Origin of the sequence: Flavobacterium pisciphilum, from assembly GCF_020905345.1 — a bacterium.
GTDB lineage: Bacteria > Bacteroidota > Bacteroidia > Flavobacteriales > Flavobacteriaceae > Flavobacterium > Flavobacterium pisciphilum.
Map to the genome: position 1 here is coordinate 2,348,883 of NZ_JAJJMO010000001.1, position 19,767 is coordinate 2,368,649.

The window sequence follows — 19,767 nt, forward strand, 5'->3', positions numbered from 1 at the left end:
TCATGAAAAAAAGAAAAATTATTTTAATCCTATTATTCGTAACAGGAATTATGCAAGCACAAGATCGTCCGCAGCCTAAACCAGGTACTTCGCCCGTAGTAAACATCAAAAAACCTCAAACCTTTGTTTTACCAAATGGAATGAAAGTTTTAGTTGTAGAAAACCACAAACTACCTAGAGTAAGCTTCAACTTAACTCTAGACAACGCTCCGTTTGTAGAAGGAAACAAAAAAGGTGTTGATCAGCTAACAAGCAGCATGATTGGGGATGGAACAAAAAAAACGAACAAAGAAGCCTTTAATGAAGAAATAGATTTTTACGGAGCTCGTATCAATTTTAGTTCTCAAGGTGCTTTCGGAACTTCACTTTCTAAATACTCAGGGCGAATCCTTGAACTTTTAGCTGAAGGTGCTTTACAACCGAATTTTACACAAGCTGAATTTGACAAAGAAAAAGCAAAACTACAAGAAGGTCTTAAAGCCGACGAGAAAAGTGTTCCTGCAATCGAAAATAGAGTTGTTGATGCATTAGCTTTTGGAAAAAATCATCCTTCAGGAGAATTTATCACAGAAGAGACTCTTAAAAATGTAACTCTAGCTGACGTAGAAAACAACTACAAGAGTCATTTCGTTCCTGAAAATGCGTATTTAGTAATTATTGGAGATATTAAATTCAAAGAAACTAAAGCTGCTGTAGAAAAACTTTTTGGAAAGTGGGAAAAAAGAACACAGCCAAAAGAAACCTACCCTAATCCAGCAAACGTAGCTCAACTACAAATTAATTTTGTTGATGTTCCAAATGCTGTACAATCAGAAATTGCATTGGTAAACACAGTAAATTTAAAAATGAGTGATCCTGATTTTTTCCCTGCTGTAATAGCTAATCAAATTTTAGGAGGTGACTTCAACAGCTATTTAAACATGAACTTACGTGAAGCTCACGCATGGACATACGGAGCTGGTTCTAATCTAGGAAGCGGAAAATACACATCTAAATTTAAAGCAGCTTCAGCGGTAAGAAATGCCGTAACTGATAGCGCTGTAACTGAATTTGTAAAAGAAATAAAAAGAATCAGAACTGAAAAAGTTTCAGAGGAAATTTTAAAAACAGTTAAAGCTGGATATATTGGTAGATTTGTTATGCAGGTAGAAAAACCTCAAACAGTAGCTAGATATGCATTGAATATAGAAACTGAAAATCTTCCAAAAGACTTTTATGAAAAATACATTCAAAACATCAATAACGTAACTGCTGATGAAATACTTCGCGTAGCTAACAAATATTTCCTTATTGACAACATGAGAATTGTTATCACTGGAAAAGGATCTGAAGTGATTCCTGGCTTAGAAAAACTAAACATTCCAATTAGTTATTTTGACAAATATGCCAATCCAACAGAAAAACCATCATTAAAGAAAGAAGTTCCTAAAGGAATAACTGCTAAAAGTGTTTTTGACAACTACATAAAAGCTATTGGTGGAGAAAAAGCCGTTACTTCTGTGAAAACAATTTCAATGCTAGGATCAACAACTATCCCTCAAGCTCCATCTCCATTAACGTTCACTTCTAAAATGGATGCTAAAGGAAAAATGATGGTTTCACTAGCTATGGGACCTATGAACTTAATGAAGCAGGTTGTTAACGAAAAAGAAGCTTATATCGAACAACAAGGACAAAGAAAAAACCTTGAAGGTAAAGACCTAGCTGATATGAAAGCAAGTGCAGTTCCTTTTGAAGAACTACAACTTTCTAAAAAAGACGGGTTAATAATTGACCGTATTGAACCAATCAATAACAATGATGCTTATGCTATCAAGGACGGTAAAACAACTTATTTTTTCGATACAAAATCTGGATTAAAAGTTGCTGAATCTAAAATAGCTGAACAAGCAGGAAAATCAATAACACAGACTACAAATTTTGGTGATTACAAAGAAGTAAAAGGAGTTAAAATTCCTTTTAACATTGTTCAAAATGTAGGTTTTGAATTGAACATCAAAATGTCAGAAGTAAAAATTAACGAAGGAGTTACTGATAAAGATTTCCTATAATCTCTCTTTTAAGATTCAAAGCTGAAAAGACTAAAAAAATAACTTTTCAACTTCGTTCAGAATAACTACCAATAAGGTTTGTCAAAGTTTTGAATTTTGGCAAACCTTATTTTTTTTGAAAAAAAACTCAAAATCTACAACCCCCTTTTTACCTCTCCGATCTTACAGCTGACATTTCACAAAAGAAAGATCTTATTTTTTCGCCGAGAGATAAACTCCTATCAAAACAATAAAAGCTCCCAAAAGCTGTATTGGCGTAAGCATTTCATTATCCAGAAATCCCCAAAAGAAAGCTATTATCGGAATCAAATAAGTCACCGAAGTTGCAAATACTGGAGATGACATTTGTATCAATTTAAAGAACAAAACATTTGCGATACCCGTTCCCACTACTCCTAGGATGATTATAAATAAAATAGAGTGCTGTACTTTTTCATCATACATTACATCATGAAAACCCGTGAAGCTCAAAATTACAATCGCCGGAACCAATAGCACCATAAAATTCCCTGTAGTGATACTTAACGAACTTAAATCTGACAAGTATCTTTTTATCAAGTTTACGTTTATCGCATAACAAAGAGAGGCTACCACTACCAAAATAGCATAATAATAATTCTGTTCTGGATGACTTATCGCGCCATTAAAAACCAAAAGCAAACATCCAATCAAACCAATAAAAACGCCAATAACTTGTCTTCTCTGAAATTGTATTCCAAAAATGACAGCTCCTATTATTAATGTGTTTAATGGGGTTAATGAATTAAGGATTGCCGTAATCGAACTATCGATTTCAGTTTCGGCAATAGCAAAAAGATAAGCAGGTGTAAACGTCCCAAAAAATGAGGTTAGTGCAATAAATTTCCATTGATGTTTCGGGATTTTAGCTAAACTTTTAAAACCTACCAATAACAAAAACAAAGCTGCAAAAATAATTCGCAAAGACCCCAATTGAATAGCAGTTAAACCTATTAGCCCTTTTTTTATCAAAATAAAAGAACTCCCCCAAACCAAGGCCAATACTGTTAAGTAAACCCACTTTAATTGTTTTGATCCCATAATACCTGTTTTACAGCAAAATTGTAATAAATTTATGAATTCCCCATTCGTTTTTTATTAATTTTGCAAACAAATCCTGTTCTAAACTATTAAAACAAAACAATATGAAAATCGTAAAATCAATCGCAGCTTTGGCAATTGCTAGCCTTTTGTTCATAAGCTGTAAAAAGAATGAAACGGAAAACGCAACAGCAGCAACAACTACTGAAGCAGCTACTCCAAAAGTACACAAAGAGATTGCAGCTCAAAATGTTCAAACTGCAAGTTTTAATATCGAAGGAATGACTTGTGCAATGGGATGTGCAAAAACTATCGAAAGCGAATTATCTGACCTTGATGGCGTGCAAGATGCGAAAGTAGATTTTGAAACAAAAACAGCTACCGTAACTTTTGATAAAACTGTACAGAATCCAGACAACTTAACTAAAATAGTTCAAGCAACTGGTGACGGAAAAACATATAAAGTTTTAAACATGAAATCGTAATTAAACGATTTTTAATGACATAAAAAAAGAGCATTCGTTATGAATGCTCTTTTTTTATATGTTTATTTTTCTAATTATTTCCACTTAATGGTTTCCATTAAATGCTGCATATCATTCTTAATATAACTTGCTGCTGGCATAATTGAATCAAAATTTGGCTTAGCATAAAAGTAAACTGAACCTGTCACAAAATGCTTTACACTATCTGTGATATAAAATTGAGAGTTTGTAGCTGCATTTCCATCAACTTGATAAAACATACCGTATGCTTTTTTATTAGGGTTTAAATACGGCTGTTCTAATATATCATCTGCTTTTATAACATGCTCGTAAGTTAATTTTTGAGCATCTTTCAATAATTTATTAATATCCTTATTCACTGGCTTATAAGTAAGATAAATAGTTGCTTTCATCTTTGGGTATGAAATCATAAACCCACAATCTTTCTCTCCCTTTATAACCGCATCTGCATTTATCTCAAAGGCGTAAGGACATTGATTTTCAAAATTCACATATTTAGCTTCTGCATAATCTAGTCTTAAATAACTAGCAGGCTTAGGCACAACATCATCCTTGCAACTTACTACAGTCAACGTTATGATAAAAAACGTAATAATGGCAATTGATTTTTTAAGCATTTTTATTATTCTATTGTTACTTTTATTTGTTTAATCCTTTTACTGTCAACGGATTCTATTGTGAAAACACAATTTTGGAAAGCAATTTTTTGATTTTTCTTTGGAAAATTTCCAATAATTTCTAAAATAAAACCACCCAATGTTTCCGCTTCTCCTTTTTGTATCTCAAATAAATCTTCGTCTACATCTATAATTCTATAAAAGTCTTTAAGATTTATCTTTCCTTCAAATAGGTAATTCTTTTCATCGATTTGAGAAAAATTAATGTGTTCGTCATCAAACTCATCACTAATATCTCCAACAATTTCTTCAATCACATCTTCTAAAGAGACCAATCCCGAAGTTCCTCCATATTCATCAACAACGATTGCTAAATGGCTTTTCATACTCTGAAAATCTTTTAACAAGTTATCTAACTTCTTATTCTCTGGCACAAAAAACGGCTCTCTAATAAGCGTAGCCCAATCAAAATCTTTCTTATCTATATACGGAAGTAAGTCTTTTACAAACAAAACTCCTTCTATCTGATCAATATTATCTCTGTAAACTGGAATCCTAGAATAGCCCTTCTCAATAATTTTAGGATAGATAGCTTCAAAAGGCTCCGAAATCTCTAATGCGAAAATATCAATTCTCGGACTCATTACCTGCTTTGTATCTGTATTTCCGAAAGAAACAATTCCTTCTAATATTTTTTGTTCTTCTGTAGAAGTGTCTTCAGAATCAGTAAGCTCTAAAGCTTGAGATAGCTGACCTACCGAAAAACTAGTTTTTTGTTTCCCCAATTTATTATGTAAATAAATAGTTGCTGAACGCATTGGCAGACTGATAGGAGAAAGTAATTTATCCAACAAAGCTAGTGGATATGCTACACGTTGCGCAAATTTAAGATTATTACGACTTGCATAAACCTTTGGCAAAACTTCACCAAACAACAATATTAAAGAAGTAACTAGAATTACTTCCAAAACAAATTTCAATACTGGTGAAATCACTGCTCCAAAAATATCTCTACCCACAAAGGAGAATAAAATAACAACTCCAATATTAATAAAATTATTGGCTACAAGAAGTGTTGCTAAAAGTTTTTTGGGTTTATCCAAAAGATTAGAAATAATTCTTCCTTTGGATACGTTTTGTTGTAATGCCTCATCAATATCTTTTTGAGACAACGAAAAAAGTGCTACTTCGGCACCTGAAACTATGGCCGAACAAAAAAGTAAAATAAAAATTCCAAGAAATCCAACAATCAGGTTGGTATCTAAGAGGTTCGTAACGTATAAACTGGGCTCTGGGTCCAAATTAAATAGAATTAGTTAAACAATCAGAATGGCAAATCATTTATAGGTAAGCCATCATTCGAAGCGTCAAAGTTAGTGTTTTTTGAGGATTCTGAAGAAGGATTCTGCTTCTGTCCTTCAGTCTCTTTTTTAGTTGTCAAGAAAGTGAACTCAGTTACCTGAATCTCGGTCGTATGTTTCGTTGAGCCATCTTCGGCTTGCCATTGGCGCGACTTTATCCGACCTTCGATATATATCTTATCTCCTTTAGACAAATATTTTTCACAAATCTCTGCCGCTTTATTACGCACTACCAAATTATGCCACTCAGTAGAAGTAATCTTCTCGTTGGTAGTTTTATTTATATAAACCTCATTAGTTGCCAATTGAAATCGCCCTATGCAATTTCCACCATCAAAATAATGCATTTTTACATCGTCACCTAAATGACCTATCAACATCACTTTATTTAATGTTCCGTTCATGACTTACTATTGTATTTCTATCAAAGATACATTTTTTTAGAAACTTATTTTATTCTCTTTCGATAAAATTTATGAATTGAAAAAGGACCTATTTTCAAACAACTTAAACTTAACTTGTTTTAAATTTTATTCCATTACTTACAGCCTTCAAATAAATGCATTTAAAAATGCTGTCATAAAAGTTTTAATAATTTTTTGTGAAGATAAAATAAAAAAACTATGTTTGTCATAAAATTCTCATGTCCAAAATAGAGTTTGTTAGTTGCCATAGATTACCTAATAGGTCCTTTTTTTACAAAGGAAGACAATTCCCGATATGCGCAAGATGCACTGGCATATATGTAGGCTATTTTATTTTCATACCTCTTTTGTGGTTTATGAAAATCAATATCTACTGGGCACTTTTATCTATTTTACCTACAATAATTGACGGTCTTACACAAGCATATTACAATAGAGAAAGCAATAATTTTCTACGCTTTTCTACAGGTATTCTAGCAGGATATGGCGTAGCAGGCATTTCTGATTTTATCGCTTATTGGACAGTAAAGCTATCCAAATACATCATTTTTTTTATCAATAACTAAAAACAAATAATTATGTCAGAAGAGAATTCTAAATTCAATGAATTTAACAACAAATCAGAAGAAGATTTAAGTACAGGTTTAAAAGTATTATCATTCTGTATTCCTCTTGCAGGAGCTATCATTTATTTCACAAAAAAAGATAGCGAACCTAAAGCCGCTAAATCAGCTTGCAACTTAGCCTTAATTGGTTTTGCCGTAGGAATTGTCGCAAGAATAATTCAATATGCAACAACTGGTTCATAATAATAAAAATGACTTCTCTAGAGAAGTCATTTTTATTTTACATCTTTTCGATAAAATTATGAATCACAATCGGAAACGGATAGGTCTTTACATCCTGTTGATTAATCCCATTTAAAACTGTCTCTTTTATTTTTATTTTCCAGAATTTAATATACAAATGCTGATGTGACAATTTATGAATGATACTTTTTGGATTACATTCTTCTACTCCTATAATAGAATACGCTGCAAAAAAGTCTTCCTTAATATATGTCGAAACAAAATCAAAGTCTTTTTCGGCATCCGTTTCTAATAATGGAAACTCATATAAGTTATACCAGATTCCTTTGGCGGTTCGTTTTTGTAAAACTGTATTCCCTATTTCGTCTTCTACTACTAGATAATTAAAATACCGAGTAGTCACTTTTAGCTTTTTTGATTTTACTGGTAACAATTCAACTTTCTTCTTCTGTAATGCTGCACAACTCTCATTAAATACACAAATCAAACAATTCGGACTTTTAGGCACACATTGCAGCGCTCCAAACTCCATTATTGCCTGATTAAAAATCGCAGGATTATCTTTAGGCATTAATTCATAGGCCAAAGCAGCAAATTCTTTTTTTGTCGAAGCCAAAGCAATATCTGTTTCAACATCAAAGTAACGTGATAAAACACGAAATACATTTCCATCAACAACTGGAACAGCTTCGTTATAAGAAAATGATGCAATCGCTGCTGCTGTATATTCCCCTACTCCTTTTAGTTTTAATAGATCAACATAAGTTCCAGGAAAAACCCCATTTAATTCATTGGCGACGAATTTTGCGGTTTGATGCAAGTTTCTAGCTCGCGAATAATACCCTAATCCTTGCCAAAGTTTCAAAACTTGCTCTTCATCAGCGTTAGCCAAATCAAAAACTGTAGGAAATTCTTTCGTAAAAGATAAAAAATAAGGCATTCCTTGCGCTACTCTTGTCTGTTGTAGCATTATTTCTGATAGCCAAATAGGGTAAGAATCGACAGTATTTCGCCATGGCAAATCGCGTTTATTTTGTAAATACCATTTTATCAATTGTTTAGAAAAACTCATCATTAAATATTAGACAACAAAAGTAAAAGTTTATGTAATTAAAATTTAACGAATTAGCTTGAATATTTGTTTTTTTAATTCCTATATTTGCAAACTCAAAAAATAGTATACCATTATAAATAGGAAAGAAAATGACGAAAGCAGATATCGTAGCGAAAATTTCAGAAAAATTAGGTCTTGAAAAAGGTGATGTTCAAGCAACTGTAGAGACTTTTATGAATGAAGTAAAAACTTCATTAGAAACTGGAGACAATGTTTATTTAAGAGGTTTTGGTAGTTTTATTGTAAAAACCAGAGCTGAAAAGACTGGAAGAAACATTTCTAAAAATACCACTATTAAAATTCCGGCACATAACATTCCTGCGTTTAAACCTGCAAAAGTTTTTGTAGAAGGAGTAAAAACAAATAACGAAGCAAAATAATACTATTAATTAATCATAAAATCGATAAGATATGCCAAGTGGTAAAAAAAGAAAGAGACATAAGGTAGCAACTCACAAACGTAAAAAAAGAGCGAGAGCTAACCGTCACAAAAAGAAAAAGTAGTTTTAAACTACTTTTTTCTTTTTAAACGTTCATTGAAATTGAAAATTAGTACTCAGTCATCAATACACAGTATTCAGTCTACTGATTACATAGAAATGCTTGCTGCCAGCTAATTTTCCCCGGGTTCAATACCTGTTAAAAATATTGTTTAATCCATCCTTACAATTCAGTTATGAGTTATATGTTATGAGTTTAAGAGTTGCAAAAGCTATGAACTGAAAACTGTGAACTGAAAACTAAAAAGTTCGGATAAAAATTTACAAATGAATAAAGAATTAATCATTAGATCAAGTTCTGATTTCGTAGATTTTGCCTTATTAAAAGATGGAAAACTAATTGAATTACACAAAGAAGAAGAGAAAAGCAATTTTCAAGTTGGTGATATTTTTATAGCCAAGATAAGAAAACCAGTTGCTGGACTTAATGCTGCTTTTGTAAATGTAGGCTTCGAAAAAGATGCCTTTTTACATTATCACGACTTAGGACCTAACTTAGCTTCTCAATTGAAATTCATAAAACTTGTAAGCGCAGGTAAATTAAAAGATTTCTCCCTAAAAACCTTTCAGTTTGAAAAAGAGATTGATAAAGACGGCACCATTACTGATATTTTAAGTGCTAATCAATCTGTTTTAGTACAAGTCGTAAAAGAACCAATATCTACTAAAGGTCCAAGAATTAGTGCAGAACTATCTTTGGCTGGACGTTTTATTGTTCTTGTTCCTTTTTCTGATCGCGTCTCTATTTCACAAAAAATAGAAGACAAAAAAGAAAAGGATCGTTTAAAAAAACTTGTATTATCGATCAAACCTAAAGGATTTGGTGTTATTGTTCGCACAGTAGCCGAAGGCAAAAACGTAGCCGAATTAGAAAAAGATTTGCAGAACCTGCTTAGCAGATGGACTGCAATGTGTAAAAAATTACCAACTGCTCATCATCCATCCAAAGTATTAGGAGAACTCAATAGAGCTTCTTCAATATTGAGAGATGTATTTAATGATACCTTTAGTGGTATTCAAATTGATGATGAAGAGTTGTACCATCAAACGAAGGATTATCTGCAAGAAATTGCACCTTCAAAACAATCGATTGTTAAGTTTTATCAATCAAATGATACTCCCATTTTTGAGAAATACAACATTGAGAGACAAATCAAAACTTCTTTTGGGAGAACTGTTTCGATGAGCAAAGGGGCTTATCTTATTATCGAACACACTGAAGCTTTACACGTTATAGACGTAAATAGCGGAAACCGTTCTAATAAGGCCACTAATCAAGAAGATACAGCCATGGAAGTTAATATGATTGCTGCTGCCGAAATCGCTAGACAATTGCGTTTACGTGATATGGGTGGAATAATCGTAGTTGATTTTATTGATATGTCTAATCCTGAAAACAGGAAGATTTTGTTCGACTTCTTGCGAGAAGAAATGAGCGACGATAAAGCAAAACATAAAATCTTACCACCTAGCAAATTTGGATTAGTTCAAATTACAAGACAAAGAGTAAGACCCGAAGTAAACATTAAAACTAGAGAAGAAAATCCTAACAATGAAAATGGCGAAATTGAAGCGCCAATTTTAATCATTGACAGAATCACTGCTGATTTAGAAAGACATTTAAAAACCCACAAAAAAGTTGTGCTTAATACACACCCATTTGTGGCTGCATACCTCAGTAAAGGTTTTCCATCAATACGTTCAAAATGGTTTTTTGAATATAAAAAATGGGTGAAAATCATACCTCGTGACGCTTACACGTATTTAGAATATCATTTCTATGATAAAGACGGAAATGTTATTAAAGAATAAAACAAGAAACCGCCTCTCGAAAGATTGGCGGTTTTTTTGTACCTATAAATTAAAAACACCTATAAGTATCACAAATAAGTACAAGAAGTCAAAGCCTTTTTCTTACATTTGAATCAGATTTAAATAGTCAAATTACCAAAAATGCATTTATCAAAATACTTCTATTATTTCATAATCTCTTTTATTTTACTCTCACCTAAAGCGGTAGCACAAAATGATACCATTTATTTTGACATAAATTGGAAAAACACTAACAAAGAATCAGCCCTTTATTACAGAGTCAAACCCGTAAAGATAAAGACCAAAAATGCCATTGGTTATAAAATAAACAATATCGATTCTGTTTATGCAATTAATGATTATTACTTAAAAAGTGATAAAATACAATTTCAAGGTTACTCTGAAGACAAAGAAGGGAAATACCTTGTTGGCAAAGCAAAATGGTATAATGAAAATGAAATCCTTGTAGCTTCTAAAGATTATAATTACAAAGAGAGCAACAATTCCAGATTTAGAGTTCCTGAATGGCCAATTATTTATCTCGGTTATTCAATTGCAACCAAAAGCCAATTTACTGGCGGTTTAGAATTTTGCTTAGACTGTAAAAACAAAAACAAACTCTTTTTAGGCTTAGGATACGGAATCACTAGCTATGATGGTAAATACTACGGCTTGCCTGACTTACATTTATCTTATAACATTGAGGAATTCTTATTTATAAAAACTGGTGGTTCTGATAAAAATGCCTACGCATTGGCTGGCCTAACATTCTTAAACATGATTGATTTAGGCTTTGGTTATTCAGCATCATTCAATAAAGAAAAAACACCCGTAATTAAAGGATTTACCTTCGGCATAACTTTTAGAATTACAAACAACAAGGATGTATATGGAAAGTTAAAAATAATGTAAACTCATATATTATTCCCTCACAACCTCAACTTTCCGTCTAATTTCATTTCCAAATTCATCTACTACTGTAATGTAATGAAATCCAGCTGTCATAACAATTGGTTTTTCATGAAAGACTTTAGTCTCTCCTTTATAGACATTATCTACATACCAAAACAACTGACTTTCTCTTTGTGAATAGGCTACTTTTAAAATTACTGGCTGTACTTCGCTATTAAAGTTTTTAGTCAAATATATTTTGCTATTATTTTTAGGGTAAATAAAATCCATAGAAGCAGTTTGTGTCCCTACACAATTTTCTCTAAATGGTGGTAACGGCATATATTCAATATGTTTGCTTTTATAGTACCATGCCATAACAGGAGGTAAAACAAACCAATTCTTCACAACCATATTTTCAATACTTTCACAACTACTATTAACTTGAAATTTTTCGGTTTGATCTAAATGTACTGTTTTATGATATGGACAAATTGAAGTTGTCTTTCCTTTTAGTGTAACCCATTGTTTAATTTTTGGACAACCTTCTTTGGCCAAATGCCCACTTAAACGGCATACCTCAACCTCGTCTAAATCCTTGTGGGGAGTTGTAAACCATTTTTGTCTAGGCAACAAATTAAACACATCAAATAAAATTGGTGCTGCACTTGTAACACCTGTCAATGTTGGCCTTCCCTCACCTGTAGCATTTCCTACCCAAATTCCAACTACATATCTGGAATTTGTTCCAATCGCCCAAGCATCCCGATTCCCAAAACTTGTACCTGTTTTCCATGCTATCTTAAGCGAACTGTCATAAAACTTCCAAGCCTCATCTCCTTCAGGTCTATTTACCTCTTCCATGGCGTTATACGTCAACCAAATCGAACCAGCGCCTAATATGTTCTTCTGAGTGCTTTCATCTCCAAAATCGACCTCTAAATCGTTTTCATAATTCAACTCTGTAAATTCATTTGTTCGGTACTTACCATTGCTTTTATTAAAATAATTTACTGTGGATGACATACCCGCATAACTACGACACAAATCCCATAAATTACTTTCAGCTCCACCAAGAATAAGCGACAAGCCATAATGATCTGGTGGTTTTGAAATATTTTTTAATTTGAATTTTTGCAATTCTTCGTAGAATTTATTTACTCCAAAATCCTGCAGCATTAAAACGGAAGGAATATTAAGAGAACGAGCTAGCGCACGATGGGCAGGCACTGCGCCATCAAATGTTAAATTGAAATTTTGAGGTGTATATCCAGCAATTTGAGTTGGTACATCGGCAACCAAAGCATTAGGTAATAATTCGCCATCATCAAGCATTGCTGCATACAGCAAAGGCTTTAAGATACTCCCTGTACTTCTTGGTGCATCTATAATATCAACATCTTTTTGATGGTCTCTATCGGTTGGAGAATTACCAACATAACTTATCACATTCCTATTAGAAACATCAATTACCAAAATAGCCAGATTACTAACTTCATTCTGCTTATATTGATTGTAATAATATTTTGCAATTTGATTTACCCTATTCTGCAAAGCATAACCTACCGTAGTTTTCACCCTTGCTCCTTCTTGGTTTTTAGCGACACGCTGTAATAAATGCGGAGCTATTTGTGGTAAGTCATACGGTTTTCCCGGCAAAGGTTCTTCTACAGAAAGTTCATATGTTTGCTTATCAATAATTCCTTGCTCATTAAGCTTACGCAAAAGACGGTTGCGCTTCTCTAATAACTTTATTTGATTCTTTCCTGGGTAAATTAAGCTTGGAGCATTTGGCAAAACTGCTAACGTAGCATTCTCTGCCCATGACAATTGATTTGATTTGACTCCAAAATACCTCCACGAAGCCATTTCCAGACCTACAACATTACCTCCAAAAGGGGCGTGCGCCGCATATAATTCTAAGATTTCATCTTTTGAATACCCCAACTCCAATCTTGTTGCAAGAACTACTTCGACAAGTTTTTCTAAATAAGTTCTTCCTTTTCCTTTTCTTGATAATCGAATTACTTGCTGTGTAAGTGTACTACCTCCACGAACAACTTTTCCTGCTTTTCTATTTTGCTTGATTGCATTAACCATAGCAATTGGATTAAAACCCGGATGCTTATAGAAATATTCATCTTCAAAATAAACGATACATTTCTTGAATTTATCTGGAACACTATCCTGTGCAGGAAATCGCCACTGACCGTCGCGAGCAATTTTTGCTCCCAGTAACTCTCCTTCCTTACTTTCTATAACTGTAGAATATGGCTCTTGAAATAAAGTACGTGGCAATGAAAAATAATAAATCACCACTAACAAAAATGCTAGTAGTGATTTTATCTTATTCTGTTTTATCCAATTTATAATGCGTTGAAAGAACGCTTTTAATTTATTTTTCAAAGTTTAATTATTTAACCACAAAGAGCACAAAGTAATTCGCAAAGTTCACAAAGAATATTCTTTTAAAAGTTTTAACGTTGTGACATTTGGTTAAGTTAGGAATGTCGCAACAGCGTATTTTCTACTTAACGAAAATATGAAATAAACATTAGTTCCGCTGAACTCCAATATCACCAAACTCCTGCTAACGGTTACGCTTTTAAGTTTAGTATTAACTTATCTTTTGCTCACATTATAATTCAACAGTTGCTTTTTTTGCCAACAATCAATACATAATGTTATCCCACTTTTCCCTAATCGTTTCATTTTTCAACATAACCACTAACACTCAGATTAAGAAGATTTTTTACAGGTCAGAATTAAAAAAAATCAGCCAAAATCAGCTTAATCTGCGTGCTATTTAATTTTACTTCACAACCTCAACCCAGAATCCTTTTGTTCTTGCTAAGAACGTATTATCATACATTGCTTCACATTGCAATCCTGGTAAATAATAATTACCTAAATAAGACGCATTCAATAAAATTTTAAACACTTTGCTTTCTCCAGCTTTTAATCCAAAATAGAAATTAGTTCTATCATCACGGATATCAATATAATCCGCAATATTATTGGTTGCATCTCCATAATCTGTGAAACGAGTATTTACAATTTCGAATCCTGAAGGCAGAATCTGCGTTAATGCCACATTCTCTACACGCTCATTTGTTTGATTTCTAACCGTTACCTCAGCCACAAATTCTGTTCCTTGTGTGATTCTTGACACATTAATAACTCCGCCTTTTCTGTTTTTGAAAACTATAGCAGCCGAAACATTGCTCTGAATTACATTCTCCTGACCAATTGGCAAGATACCTGTATTTAGTACACGAACATAAATCGTATTCTTTTTATTATTTTTTAAAGTAACACTATTCGAACCTGTTTTAACTACTAAGCTTCTATCGGCAACTGTTTTATTTGTTTTTATGCTTTGCGTTTTACCTGCTGAGCTAAACTGCACATCAATTCCTTTAACTCCATTATTCAAAGAGAACTTAGACATTGCATATAAAGAATAAGCTGTTGTTTGTGTACTCATCCATTGATCACTTGCCATATTCTTAGCCAATTTTGTAGCCATCGCAAATGCTTTTTGTTTTTGATTTAATAACAACATAGTTTCCAAAGCCATCGCACGATTTCTATCACTTGAACCATAATAGTAATAATTATAATTTGTAGACTCATCATCGATTTTACTACTCAATAGTAATGCTGAAGCAGCACTTTTTTGTCCTGCTAAAACATAAGCTGCAGCTAGTCTTAATTTCGTTTCGTTAGAAATTCCCTTTGTTTCACGCAATCTATTCATTGAAGACAAATCTGAAGAACCTGCCAAAGCCAATGTATATAAACGATAGGCTTGTGCCAAATCATTGCCATAGCGAACCTCAAATCTCCATTGTTTGGCTTCTTTTTGTTGATACGAAAGCCATTTTGATTTAAAATTAATTGGCAAAATATATCCTTTTTTCTCTGCCTCTATCATAAAATGCCCTGCATAAGAACTTCCCCAATCATCGGCAATTGCATTTCCTTGCCAGTATGGAAGCCCTCCATTTGATAATTGAAAACTACCTAATCTTACAATTCCAGCTGTAACATTCTTTTGAATAAGTTGTTGTCTAGTCACATCAATATCTGCCACATCATTTAGGAATAATTGCGGAAATACCGATGAAGTAGTTTGCTCTACACATCCATGTGGATACTGAATAAGAAATTGCAGTCTTCCATTTAAATTAATCGTCGGCATTGACGATACTTCTAGTTTAGCTTTATTACTTCCTGACACTCCAAATGTTTTCCAAACAATAGTTTTAGAGCTATTTGGCTCCAAAATCACATCTGTATAGGTATTTGTCACAGGATTTGGATTCGTCATATCTATCTCAACATCATAAACGGATTTTTCTTTCCCTGATGTAGCAATAACTTGCACTTTGGCAATCCCAGTTAAACTACCTACTTCTAAATTAAAGTAAGCCATTTTTTCGTCTGGCTGTGCAAATGTTAATCCCTGAGTTGAACTTCCTATTACTCTTAATCCACTACTTGTTTTTATTTGAACTGTAACGTTTTTAATATTTTTTTCCATAGCAAAAATTGTAACTGGAATCGTCACTTTTTCTGATGGAGAAATTTTTCTTGGCAATGAAGCCAATACCATTAACGGACTACGAACTGGAGTCGCTTTTTCAACACTTCCGTAAGCACTTGTATTTGCATCACCTGCAACCACCATTGTTCTTACTGAACCAATATATTTTGGCAATTTAATTTGATGTGTCTTCGTTTCTCCTTTTTTCAATTTAAATGGCCCAAGATAAATAACCACTGGTTTAAAGCGGTTTGCCTTTTTAGCTTTACCTCCACCTAAATCCTGATCACCACCAATACTAAATATCTGATTTACTTTACCTCCATAGGCACCAATTACATCATCATACACATCCCAAGTTTTTACACCCAAAGCTTCTCTAACATAAAAACTATCCCAAGCATTTGGTGTTTTAAAACGAGTTAGATCCAACAGACCTTCATCGACTACAGCAATTGTGTATGTCATTTCCTTTCCTGTTTTTTCACTTACTTTTACTGGGAAGGTTTGTTCTGGCTTCAACACATCTGGCATTGATATCGCAGGCGCAAGAATTGTTGTCTTATCAATTACTTCAATTGGAACAATTCCATACATACGAATTGGCGAATCATTTTTAGTCGAAGCATGCGGCTGTAAAAGGGTTATATTAAAATACACATTCGGTGCCATAGCTCCTGTAATTGGAACATCAACTTTAGTCTCTCCTTTTTGAGTATTTACCCATAACGTCTGTACTACTTTCGAGCCATTTTCTATAGAAACCAATGCACGACCTCCCTCACTTGAAGGGAAAGATATTTGAGCTTTTTCACCTACTGCATAATTCTTTTTATCTGTAGAAAAAACAAGCATATTTGCTGTAGAAGCATCTGTGTTTCTTGTTTTACCTGACCAAATTGGCCAATCGATATTTACAGTTATTGCCGATGCATGTCCGCTAACTTCATCCGAAACACGAATTAAGTAACGTCCCCATTCTTCGTCTGTTAATGCAAATTGGAAACTTCCTTTTCCACTTGCATCAGTGTTTACTCTAAATGTTTTGTACGATATTGTAGCATTCGACGAATTATAATTGGATAAATTATCACTCGAAGCATCCCACCACCAGCGCCATTCTGTTTTATAAACTTTTACCTCTAAATTCCTCACCGCTTTTGGTCTTCCATTTTCATCAACGGTTACAACATCAAATCGATTCATTTTACGGGTTTCAAGCATACCGTATTTTGTAGGCTCAGGCGATTTTACTCCCACATAAGTAGTATAAGGCGAATAGGTTGTCGAGATAACATCTGTACTAAAATCACCACCTTCTTCATACACTTTGGTAATAAAAGCAGCTCTTAGCATTCCTGGTGCTTGTCCTTGTAATTTAGGTTCTATGTTTACAGATGCTCTTCCGTTTGCATCTAGTTTACCTGAGAAAATATTAATTTCTTCAGTACTAAACTGACGTACTAAATCATCAAAAACATATTTCTCATAGCCTTTAAAAGTCGTACTCTGCTGTGAAAATTTTGCTTGCATTTCTACATTCAAATTTTTAGCAATAGCTCCATGAAGCCATGTAACTTCAAGATTACTTGTATTTGGATATGAAGAAGATAATATAGCTCTCTTGAAACTATTTTTAATTTTTAAACGGTTTGGCTTAATTGTTTCAATTTTTATGCTCTTGTAGTATTTTGCTCCCCCTACACTTACCATTGCTTCCCAATTTCCAGTAGGCGCTTCTGCGTCTGTAGGCACTGTAAAGGCATAATGATTCAGTTCATTTGATTTTTGAACTGTTTGATAGGTTACTTTTCCATTAGGATCCGTTAATCTAAATTTTATCGGATGTGATTTTGGTAACTTATTTGCTGCATCATTAAGTATAAATGATAAATACAAATTATCCCCCGGACGCCAAACTCCACGCTCACCGTAGATATATCCTTTTAATCCTTTTTGCAAAGTCTCTCCAGCAACATCAAAATTACTTACCGACAATGAATTCCCATCATCAAGTTTTACATAAGTGGATTGAGTTCCTAAGGTAACAATAGCAAAATAAGCAAACTTATCTAATTGAAAAGAAGCAATTCCTTCGCTACTTGTTGTTCCTGTTGCTAATTTTTGTTGCTGAAAGCTATATAAATCTACTCTCGCATTCGAAACCGGCTCTGTAGTTATTATATTATTTACTACAAACAAATACGATTTATTCTCTCCTCTTTTGGCAATTACACCCAAATCTGAAGCTAGAATATTAGTTCCAATTTTTGCATTATAATAATAAGAACCTGTACAAGGATCTTGACTTTCTCTCCATTCGTAATCATCATAATAATAGTCATCGTATGAATTACCACTATAATTTACATCATTCTCATCAACATCTTCTTCTTCCGTTTCATCTGAATCAGGTTCGTTAGTTTCACATTTATACAATGAATATGCTTTTTTATAGGAGAACTCTACTCTATAAATTGCCCCTGGTTCTGGCGTAATTATTTTGGACAAATCCAAAGCATACGTATTCCATTTAGTTGGATTAACTAAGGGGTTATCTTTAAGATTAAGTGTTGTTTTTGCAACAGGCTGAGCCACTCTTTTTAAATTTTGAGCGCCATTTAGTTCGTTATTCTGAAGAAATTGTAAGATATTGTTTTTATAAATCTTATAAACTTTTACATCTACAGCACCCAGATTTACTGCCTCAAAATTCAATTTTAAATTATTGGAACTTGGCAAAATTGTTCCGTTTTTTATAAATCTAATATTTGGTTTTATTTGATCGAAAGAAATCTTCTCTGTATAATTCTCAGCCATTTTTCGACCATACTGACTCTCTATTCCTTGAAAAACTTCTAATAACAATTCACCTGTTACTATCTGGTCAGATACAGGTTCTTCTACAACTTCTTGCACTACTGGCTCAGCTACTGCAACACTGTCAACAGCACTGCTATCTACAGCAACTGCAGTTGTATCTACAACCGCAACTTCATGTACTACTTCTTGAACCTGAGCTTGTTTTTCGTTACTGAAATAAACTTTTAAGATATTTCCTTGAGTTGAAAATTTTAAATTGTTTGTATTTTGTATCGCTACCAATCCCTTAAAATCCTGTCCTTTCTCTAATGGCTCAGAAAAATTAATTAATACTGATTGATTATTTTCATCCGGAATTTCAACTTTTATAATTTTGAAGTCATTTATTGCAGTAATCGGAAAATCCATTTTTCCTTTTTGATCGATATCAAAATCGTTTCCGTCGTAAGAAATTTCAAGGTTACTTGCTGCCGAAAAACGCTGAATACTATCAATAATAAACTTAAACTCTTTTCCTGAAGTAGCTGTTTTATCAAATTTAATATTGAGATTCTTTCCGTTTTGACTAGCCAAAACTAATTTCTTTGCTGTCTCTACATCTATATTATCGGCTGTTTTTAATACACAATTTAGATATTGGTATTCCTTACTATAGGATTGCACATCCAAAGTATTTACTATAAAATCTTGTTTGATTGTTTTAACAGTAAAATTAAATTTAGAAAGGTCTTTATCATCATCTCCTTTTTTTGGAAGTGTAATAAGCTTATCCAAGTTTAATGTAACTTGATATTCTGTTCCTGCTTTCAGCTTTTTTTCTGGAATAAAAGCCACTGTATTACTCGAAAGTGCAATTACTTTTCCATCAACACTTGGTGAAATATCAAATAAGTCACTATCCAATTCCTGATTAATTTTCCAATCTTTTTTCTCAAAAGCCAAAACAACACGTATATCCGATTGAGACGAAACAATCCCTCCCGTAAAACTTGTTATATACTCTTTGAATAATGAAAAATCAGAATTGAAATCGGAAGCAGATTTTCTTCCACAAGCCTGAAAAATAAAAAACACAAAAAACACGTAAACTAATCCTCTTGTTTTCAAGTTAGTATCGAATTAAAAGTTACAAAATAAGATTACACATAAAGATCTTAACATTTTAAAATCAAAATATGATTTATTAAATGCCCTTTATATGTAATAAAAGTACTGTAAATTTTAATTACTTCTAAAAGAAAACCCAGTTG

The 19,767-nt window shown here is 33.0% G+C and carries 14 protein-coding genes; 7 read left to right on the plus strand and 7 right to left on the minus strand.

Translation table 11 applies throughout. From position 1 onward, the window contains the following. Positions 1 to 2: 2 nt before the first annotated feature. Positions 3 to 2,051, plus strand: a complete 2,049-nt coding sequence (locus tag LNQ49_RS09835; RefSeq protein WP_428978337.1) for a M16 family metallopeptidase — start codon at positions 3 to 5, stop codon at positions 2,049 to 2,051. A gap of 192 nt (positions 2,052 to 2,243) precedes the next feature. Here LNQ49_RS09835 and LNQ49_RS09840 read toward each other — a convergent pair whose 3' ends face one another. Further along, positions 2,244 to 3,110 carry a DMT family transporter gene (locus tag LNQ49_RS09840; RefSeq protein ID WP_229988598.1) on the minus strand — a complete coding sequence of 289 codons (867 nt, stop codon included), beginning with the start codon at positions 3,108 to 3,110 and terminating at the stop codon, positions 2,244 to 2,246. Positions 3,111 to 3,214: 104 nt separating this feature from the next. On the opposite strand from LNQ49_RS09840, the gene LNQ49_RS09845 reads away from it, so the two are divergent. After that, positions 3,215 to 3,595 carry a heavy-metal-associated domain-containing protein gene (locus LNQ49_RS09845; RefSeq protein ID WP_229988599.1) on the plus strand — a complete coding sequence of 127 codons (381 nt, stop codon included), beginning with the start codon at positions 3,215 to 3,217 and terminating at the stop codon, positions 3,593 to 3,595. 74 nt (positions 3,596 to 3,669) lie between these two features. On the opposite strand, the gene gldD is transcribed toward LNQ49_RS09845, so the two are convergent. The 3 genes from gldD to LNQ49_RS09860 are packed head-to-tail and all read right to left on the minus strand — an operon-like array spanning position 3,670 to position 5,998. Continuing rightward, positions 3,670 to 4,233, minus strand: coding sequence for a gliding motility lipoprotein GldD (gene gldD, locus LNQ49_RS09850; protein WP_229988600.1), 564 nt, complete (start codon positions 4,231 to 4,233; stop codon positions 3,670 to 3,672). 5 nt (positions 4,234 to 4,238) lie between these two features. Then, a complete protein-coding gene (locus LNQ49_RS09855) occupies positions 4,239 to 5,534 on the minus strand; it encodes a gliding motility-associated protein GldE (protein WP_229988601.1) in 1,296 nt (431 codons plus the stop codon). Positions 5,535 to 5,557: 23 nt separating this feature from the next. After that, entirely contained in the window at positions 5,558 to 5,998 is a 441-nt protein-coding gene (locus tag LNQ49_RS09860; protein WP_129539872.1) for a single-stranded DNA-binding protein, read from the minus strand. Positions 5,999 to 6,237: 239 nt separating this feature from the next. On the opposite strand from LNQ49_RS09860, the gene LNQ49_RS09865 reads away from it, so the two are divergent. Both LNQ49_RS09865 and LNQ49_RS09870 read left to right on the plus strand, forming a co-directional pair. Further along, positions 6,238 to 6,585, plus strand: coding sequence for a DUF2085 domain-containing protein (locus tag LNQ49_RS09865; RefSeq protein WP_229988602.1), 348 nt, complete (start codon positions 6,238 to 6,240; stop codon positions 6,583 to 6,585). 12 nt (positions 6,586 to 6,597) lie between these two features. Continuing rightward, positions 6,598 to 6,828, plus strand: coding sequence for a hypothetical protein (locus LNQ49_RS09870; protein ID WP_229988603.1), 231 nt, complete (start codon positions 6,598 to 6,600; stop codon positions 6,826 to 6,828). 37 nt (positions 6,829 to 6,865) lie between these two features. On the opposite strand, the gene mutY is transcribed toward LNQ49_RS09870, so the two are convergent. Then, positions 6,866 to 7,900 (minus strand): A/G-specific adenine glycosylase, encoded by a 1,035-nt coding sequence (gene mutY / locus LNQ49_RS09875; RefSeq protein WP_229991331.1) that lies wholly within the window; start codon positions 7,898 to 7,900, stop codon positions 6,866 to 6,868. Between the two features lie 131 nt (positions 7,901 to 8,031). Between mutY and LNQ49_RS09880 the strand changes: the two genes are divergently transcribed. The 3 genes from LNQ49_RS09880 to LNQ49_RS09890 all read left to right on the plus strand — a co-directional run bounded on the left by LNQ49_RS09880 (position 8,032) and on the right by LNQ49_RS09890 (position 11,166). Beyond that, complete coding sequence (locus LNQ49_RS09880; RefSeq protein ID WP_024981932.1) at positions 8,032 to 8,322, plus strand: HU family DNA-binding protein; 291 nt, start codon at positions 8,032 to 8,034, stop codon at positions 8,320 to 8,322. 387 nt (positions 8,323 to 8,709) lie between these two features. Continuing rightward, positions 8,710 to 10,254: an Rne/Rng family ribonuclease gene (locus LNQ49_RS09885; RefSeq protein WP_229988604.1), complete on the plus strand. Its 1,545-nt coding sequence runs from the start codon at positions 8,710 to 8,712 to the stop codon at positions 10,252 to 10,254. Positions 10,255 to 10,395: 141 nt separating this feature from the next. Next, positions 10,396 to 11,166, plus strand: a complete 771-nt coding sequence (locus tag LNQ49_RS09890; protein ID WP_229988606.1) for a hypothetical protein — start codon at positions 10,396 to 10,398, stop codon at positions 11,164 to 11,166. Positions 11,167 to 11,175: 9 nt separating this feature from the next. Here LNQ49_RS09890 and pbpC read toward each other — a convergent pair whose 3' ends face one another. After that, positions 11,176 to 13,551, minus strand: coding sequence for a penicillin-binding protein 1C (gene pbpC / locus LNQ49_RS09895; protein ID WP_229988607.1), 2,376 nt, complete (start codon positions 13,549 to 13,551; stop codon positions 11,176 to 11,178). Positions 13,552 to 13,957: 406 nt separating this feature from the next. Further along, positions 13,958 to 19,624, minus strand: a complete 5,667-nt coding sequence (locus tag LNQ49_RS09900; RefSeq protein ID WP_229988608.1) for an alpha-2-macroglobulin family protein — start codon at positions 19,622 to 19,624, stop codon at positions 13,958 to 13,960. Between the last annotated feature and the right edge of the window lie 143 nt (positions 19,625 to 19,767).

Bases quoted from the DNA above. Each gene is read 5' to 3' on its own strand.
- LNQ49_RS09870 (WP_229988603.1), top strand. From the start codon at position 6,598: ATGTCAGAAGAGAATTCTAAATTCAATGAATTTAACAACAAATCAGAA.
- LNQ49_RS09890 (WP_229988606.1), top strand. From the start codon at position 10,396: ATGCATTTATCAAAATACTTCTATTATTTCATAATCTCTTTTATTTTA.
- LNQ49_RS09840 (WP_229988598.1), bottom strand. From the start codon at position 3,110: ATGGGATCAAAACAATTAAAGTGGGTTTACTTAACAGTATTGGCCTTG.
- LNQ49_RS09860 (WP_129539872.1), bottom strand. From the start codon at position 5,998: ATGAACGGAACATTAAATAAAGTGATGTTGATAGGTCATTTAGGTGAC.
- LNQ49_RS09885 (WP_229988604.1), top strand. From the start codon at position 8,710: ATGAATAAAGAATTAATCATTAGATCAAGTTCTGATTTCGTAGATTTT.
- LNQ49_RS09835 (WP_428978337.1), top strand. From the start codon at position 3: ATGAAAAAAAGAAAAATTATTTTAATCCTATTATTCGTAACAGGAATT.
- gldD (WP_229988600.1), bottom strand. From the start codon at position 4,233: ATGCTTAAAAAATCAATTGCCATTATTACGTTTTTTATCATAACGTTG.
- LNQ49_RS09880 (WP_024981932.1), top strand. From the start codon at position 8,032: ATGACGAAAGCAGATATCGTAGCGAAAATTTCAGAAAAATTAGGTCTT.
- LNQ49_RS09865 (WP_229988602.1), top strand. From the start codon at position 6,238: ATGTCCAAAATAGAGTTTGTTAGTTGCCATAGATTACCTAATAGGTCC.
- mutY (WP_229991331.1), bottom strand. From the start codon at position 7,900: ATGAGTTTTTCTAAACAATTGATAAAATGGTATTTACAAAATAAACGC.
- LNQ49_RS09845 (WP_229988599.1), top strand. From the start codon at position 3,215: ATGAAAATCGTAAAATCAATCGCAGCTTTGGCAATTGCTAGCCTTTTG.